4 protein-coding genes and 1 pseudogene are annotated in these 4,998 nt (G+C 58.4%); all 5 read left to right on the top strand.

Annotated elements, in window-relative coordinates:
• The first annotated feature begins 321 nt into the window (after positions 1 to 321).
• Entirely contained in the window at positions 322 to 1,116 is a 795-nt protein-coding gene (gene rpsB / locus NW856_RS11150) for a 30S ribosomal protein S2 (RefSeq protein WP_011433146.1), read from the top strand.
• A gap of 159 nt (positions 1,117 to 1,275) precedes the next feature.
• Positions 1,276 to 1,920, top strand: a pseudogene (gene tsf / locus NW856_RS11145) (translation elongation factor Ts); the annotation flags it as partial.
• A 354-nt stretch (positions 1,921 to 2,274) separates the two neighbouring features.
• Entirely contained in the window at positions 2,275 to 3,681 is a 1,407-nt protein-coding gene (locus tag NW856_RS11140) for an amidohydrolase (protein WP_414400298.1), read from the top strand.
• Between the two features lie 56 nt (positions 3,682 to 3,737).
• Entirely contained in the window at positions 3,738 to 4,685 is a 948-nt protein-coding gene (gene queG / locus NW856_RS11135) for a tRNA epoxyqueuosine(34) reductase QueG (RefSeq protein ID WP_414400306.1), read from the top strand.
• Between the two features lie 26 nt (positions 4,686 to 4,711).
• Positions 4,712 to 4,903: a hypothetical protein gene (locus tag NW856_RS11130; protein WP_414380595.1), complete on the top strand. Its 192-nt coding sequence runs from the start codon at positions 4,712 to 4,714 to the stop codon at positions 4,901 to 4,903.
• Positions 4,904 to 4,998 lie beyond the last annotated feature (95 nt).

Genomic DNA, 4,998 nt, shown 5'->3' with positions numbered 1-4,998 from the left:
GTGGTGCGCTACCAAGCTGCGCTACGCCCCGACGCACTTACGGGTAGAAGCCCATGAAGTGCCTAGCTAGTCTAGCATCGGATCGCGGCCAGAGTTAACCCCAAGCTGCGGGATCCCGTGGAAAACATGCTAGCTTAGTTAAGCCGTTAAGAAATCGCACGCCTGAACCACCGGGTGTCCTTACAGCCCTTTCGCGGTTTGCTGCAACAGCTCCTGAGTTCCTTGCCAATGGGGGTAGAGCGCTCTGTGCAGGTAACCGGCGGGAAGGCCGTAACTGGGATCCGTTCGGGCGGAGGCTAACCCGTAGGAGAGGAAAAACTCATGAGCGTAGTCAGTTTGCCTCAACTGTTGGAGGCAGGGGTTCACTTCGGCCACAAAGCCAGCCGCTGGAACCCGAAAATGCGGCCCTACATCTTTACCGAGCGGAACGGCATCCACATTATCGATTTGGTGCAGACGGCCCGCTATCTGAACGAAGCCTACGAGTATGTGCGGGATGCTGCTGACAGGGGTTGGCGCTTCCTGTTTGTGGGCACCAAACGGCAAGCTGCCGGGATCATCGCTCAAGAGGCTCGTCGCTGTGGCAGCTACTATGTCAACCAGCGCTGGTTGGGGGGTATGCTCACCAACTGGGCCACCATCAAAACCCGCATCGACCGCCTCAAAGAAATTGAGGAGATGGAGAGCAGCGGTCTTCTGGATCGCCTGCCCAAACAAGAGGCCAGCCGTCTGCGGCGAGAGTTGGCCAGGTTGGAAAAGTACTTAGGCGGCATTAAAACCATGCGCAAGCTCCCCGATGCGGTGATCATCGTCGATCAGCGGCGGGAGGCCAATGCCGTTCAGGAATGTATCAAGCTGAACATCCCGATCATCTCACTGCTGGACACCAACTGCGACCCCGATCTCAGCGATATCTTCATTCCCTCTAACGACGATGCCATTCGAGCGATTAAGCTGATTGTAGGCAAGTTGGCGGATGCCATCTACGAAGGGCGGCATGGGCAGCTCGACACCGTTGAAGAGGATGAGTACGACTACGAAGGGGCCATGGATCTGGACGACGACATTCTGGAAGACATGGAGGACGAAGAAGAAGGAGAAGCCGAGGAAGGCTAGAGCAAGGGCAGGGATCCCGTGCAATCCGGGCACTTCCCTGCCTGTTCCCTATCCAGAGGCGTGTATTCTTGAAATCTAGGTTTACAATTCTACCGAAGCCCGCTCATTCTCACTCATATCCCGCCACATTCTTCCCGTTCTTTCATTCGAGGAGCCCTCATGAGCATTGATGCCAAACTGGTCAAAGAGCTGCGCGAAAAGACGGGCGCAGGCATGATGGACTGCAAAAAAGCCCTGGAAGATTCCGGTGGCGATATGGAGAAAGCCATCACCTGGCTGCGACAGAAAGGGTTGGCAGGGGCAGCCAAAAAGGCCAGTCGCGTCGCGACAGAGGGGGCAGTTGACAGCTACATCCACTTCGGCAATCGAATTGGGGTGTTGGTGGAAGTGAACTGCGAGACGGACTTCGTGGCCCGCAACGAAGATTTCAAGAAATTGGTGCAAGACATCGCCAAGCAGATTGCCGCCTGCCAAAACGTAGAATACGTCAGCGTTGACCAGATCCCTGCTGAAGTGGTGGAGCGGGAAAAAGCCATTGAAATGGGCAAAGAAGATCTGGCCAATAAGCCGGAGAACATACGCGAGAAGATCGTGCAAGGTCGCATCGAAAAGCGCCTGAAAGAGTTATCCCTGTTGGATCAACCCTTTATTAAAGATTCCTCGATCACGGTGGAGGAATTGGTCAAGCAGCACATTGCCAAACTGGGGGAAAACATTCGGGTGCGGCGGTTTGTGCGCTTTGTCCTGGGAGAGGGGATCGAGAAAGAAGAAGTGGATTTTGCTGCTGAGGTTGCCGCTCAAGCCGGTCTCAAGCCGGCAGAGGCCCCCAAAGTGGAAGAGACTCCACCCGCTCCTCCTGAAGAACCTGCCCCAGAACCGGCCCCTGCTGCCGAGAGCAAGCTGGCCAAAAAAGGCTCCGCCAAGAAAAAGAAATAGCCGGTCAAGGCTGAGCTGTAGGGCCATGTCGGCGGTGCAGAGGCGTTGAAACTGCGTTATGGAGAGTGTGGGCACCTCTATGTCGGCAGTTCTATAACCACTACGCTTGGGTATCCCTTGGGGGAAAGGCTAGGTTATGCATGCAAATGTTCTGATCCTCCCGCCTTGGCAGGGTTAACTCCAGCACGCTAAGGTAGCAGACGGCCTTTTTGGATCCCGGGCATGAGTTTTATCTTGCGCAATGCGTTAATTCCCACCGCCACCGGCTACGAAACCGCAGATGTGCGAATCGAGGGGGAACGGATTGCTGCCATAGGCAGAGGGTTACCCGCAACGGGCGCAGACAGCCTGGAACTGGATGCCAGTAACCAACTCTTGCTGCCGGGCTTTGTCAATGCCCACACCCATTCTTCCGAAATGTGGCAACGAGGGATCATACCGCCCTATCCGCTGGAGCTGTGGCTGGCACAACTGCACGAGTATGCGCCGCCGGATCCGGAAAAAATCTATCTCAGCGCCCTGGCTACGGCGGTGGAGACCCTGCTGACGGGCGGCACAACAGTGGTGGATCATCTGGTGCTGATCCCTGGCCAGGAACTGGCCACCATTGAGGCAGCAGTGCGGGCCTACCGGGAGGCCGGGATCCGCGCTTTCATTGGCCCGCTGCTTCAGGATCAGGCTCTCCCCACTTGCCTGCCGGGCGGGGAAGGAGAGCCAACAGCTTATCCCCTCTCCACCCTGGAGGTGTTGGCCATCCTGGAAGAGGCAGTTCAGAAATACCACCGCCCCGAGGAAGGCATCAGCCTGATGGTGGCCCCTACAGGGATCCAACTCTGCTCAGACGAGCTGTTCAAGGGCTGCGCGGAGTTGAGCCAGAAGTATGACCTACCCCGCCACGCTCACCTGCTGGAAACCCGTGCCCAGCAGATGCTGGCCCAGGAAAAGTACGGCTGTAGTGCTGTGGAGCATCTGGAGCGCCTGGGTTACCTAGACCAGAGAACTTCCCTGGCTCACTGCGTCTGGCTCAGCGATGCCGATATTGAAATCCTGGCCCGTACCGGCTCTACGGTTGTTCACAACCCCTTGAGCAACCTGCGCCTAGGCAGCGGCATTGCCCCCATCTTGAAATACCGCCGGGCAGGGGTGAACGTGGCCTTTGGCTGCGATGGGGCTGCCAGCAACGATTCCCAGGATCTCCTGGAGGCCATCAAAATCGGCACCATCCTGCACAACATCACCGATCCCGACTACCGCCACTGGATCTCGCCCCGCGAGAGTGTGGAGATGGCCTCCCGCGGTGGGGCCATTGGCCTGGGGCTAGGGGAGGAGCTGGGATCCCTGGAAGTGGGCAAGCAAGCGGATCTGGTGCTGTACGATCTCACCCAACTGTCGCTGTTGCCCCGTACCGATCCCATTGGGCTGCTGGTGTTGGGTCGGCCCACCCAGGCAGTGCATAGCGTTTGGGTGCGAGGAAAACAGGTGGTGTCCGGCGGAGCCGTGACGACGGTGGATGTGGCCAAGCTGCGGCAGGATCTGTTTGCCCACAGCACCTGGGATCCCTTCCGCCGATCCCAGCAGGCAGAGCATCTGGAAGCTCGTTATCGTCGGGTGATGGGCTTGCCAAAGTAGCGTTGGATGTCCCTGTGTGGCCAGAAGAAGCAGACCGGGCCAGCATCACAGAGCAGGTGAAACGACAGGCCCTGGCCCTGGGCTTTGACAAAGTTGGCATTGCCAGCATAGAGGATCCCCCCGACTTGCGGGGCCTGCAAGCTTGGCTGGCTGCGGGCATGGCCGCCGACATGGCCTGGATGGCGGATCCTAGGCGAATGGATCCAAAGCAGGTGCTGCCGGGGGTGCAGTCGTTGGTCTGTGTGGCTTTGAATTACTACACCCCCATCCGCCACAGCCAGGATCCCGGCAAAGGCAAGATCTCCCGCTACGCTTGGGGTCGAGATTATCACCGCGTGTTGGGACGGCGGCTGAAGCAGCTCCACCTCTGGATGCAAGCGCAATTTCCGAACTACCGCGGTCGATGCTATGTCGATACCGGCCCGGTGGCGGAAAAGCCCTGGGCCATGCAGGCGGGCTTGGGTTGGATCGGCAAAAACAGCCTGTTGCTCACCCGCGAGTACGGCTCCTGGGTGTTTCTGGGAGTGATCCTGACCACCCTGCCGTTGCTCCCTGACCAGCCCCACACCGCTCACTGCGGCACCTGTACCCGCTGCCTAGAGGCTTGCCCCACGCAGGCCATCGTCAGCCCAGGGGTGGTCGATTCCCGCCGCTGCATCGCCTATCACACCCTAGAAAGCCACGCCGAGCGGATCCCTGCCAAGATTGCCCAGAACCTGCACAACTGGGTGGCCGGCTGTGACATCTGCCAGGAGGTCTGCCCTTGGAACCAACGCTTTGCCCAACCCAGCCGGATCCCGGATTTTCAGCCTTACCCTTGGAACGTTGCCCCCGATCTCCAAGAACTGGCCCAGATGGAAGATGGGGAATTCGACCAGAAGTTTCCCGCCTCTGCCTTGCGCCGGCTCAAGGCCCACCGCCTGCGCCGCAACGCCCAAGCAGCCCTGGAAGGCAATTCCAGCTCTGCAGCTGGCAGCAACGATTTGGAAGCCCCCTCTACTTAACTTGGATACGCTTTCCTAGCAGGATCTTGCGGCCTCGAGGCCGGCGCCAGAAAATGGTGGGGCTATTGTCTCTGGGCCAGGGACGCAAGCTAACATACATGCCCTACCCTCTTTCTGAGGCCACAGTGCTGGGCCGCCATGGTCTTGCTCTCGTGGGAGCGGTTTTGCGCAAAGGACGTGTGGACTTGGTGCAGGAGTTTACCCACCGCTTTGTTTGAGCTGGATCGACTCAAACACAGTAGCCCCACCTAAAACACGGTCATTTCAAGCTAGATTAGGACACTGATACATTCACGCTGAACTCTCCTGAACA

The organism is Synechococcus sp. R3-13, assembly GCF_047462195.1.
Taxonomy (GTDB): domain Bacteria; phylum Cyanobacteriota; class Cyanobacteriia; order Thermostichales; family Thermostichaceae; genus Thermostichus.
Note: the sequence above shows the minus strand (reverse complement) of the source record. Positions and strands in the feature narration are given on the sequence as shown.

Excerpts from the sequence above, each read along its gene's own strand:
- NW856_RS11140 (WP_414400298.1), top strand. The coding sequence starts at position 2,275 with ATGAGTTTTATCTTGCGCAATGCGTTAATTCCCACCGCCACCGGCTAC.
- rpsB (WP_011433146.1), top strand. The coding sequence starts at position 322 with ATGAGCGTAGTCAGTTTGCCTCAACTGTTGGAGGCAGGGGTTCACTTC.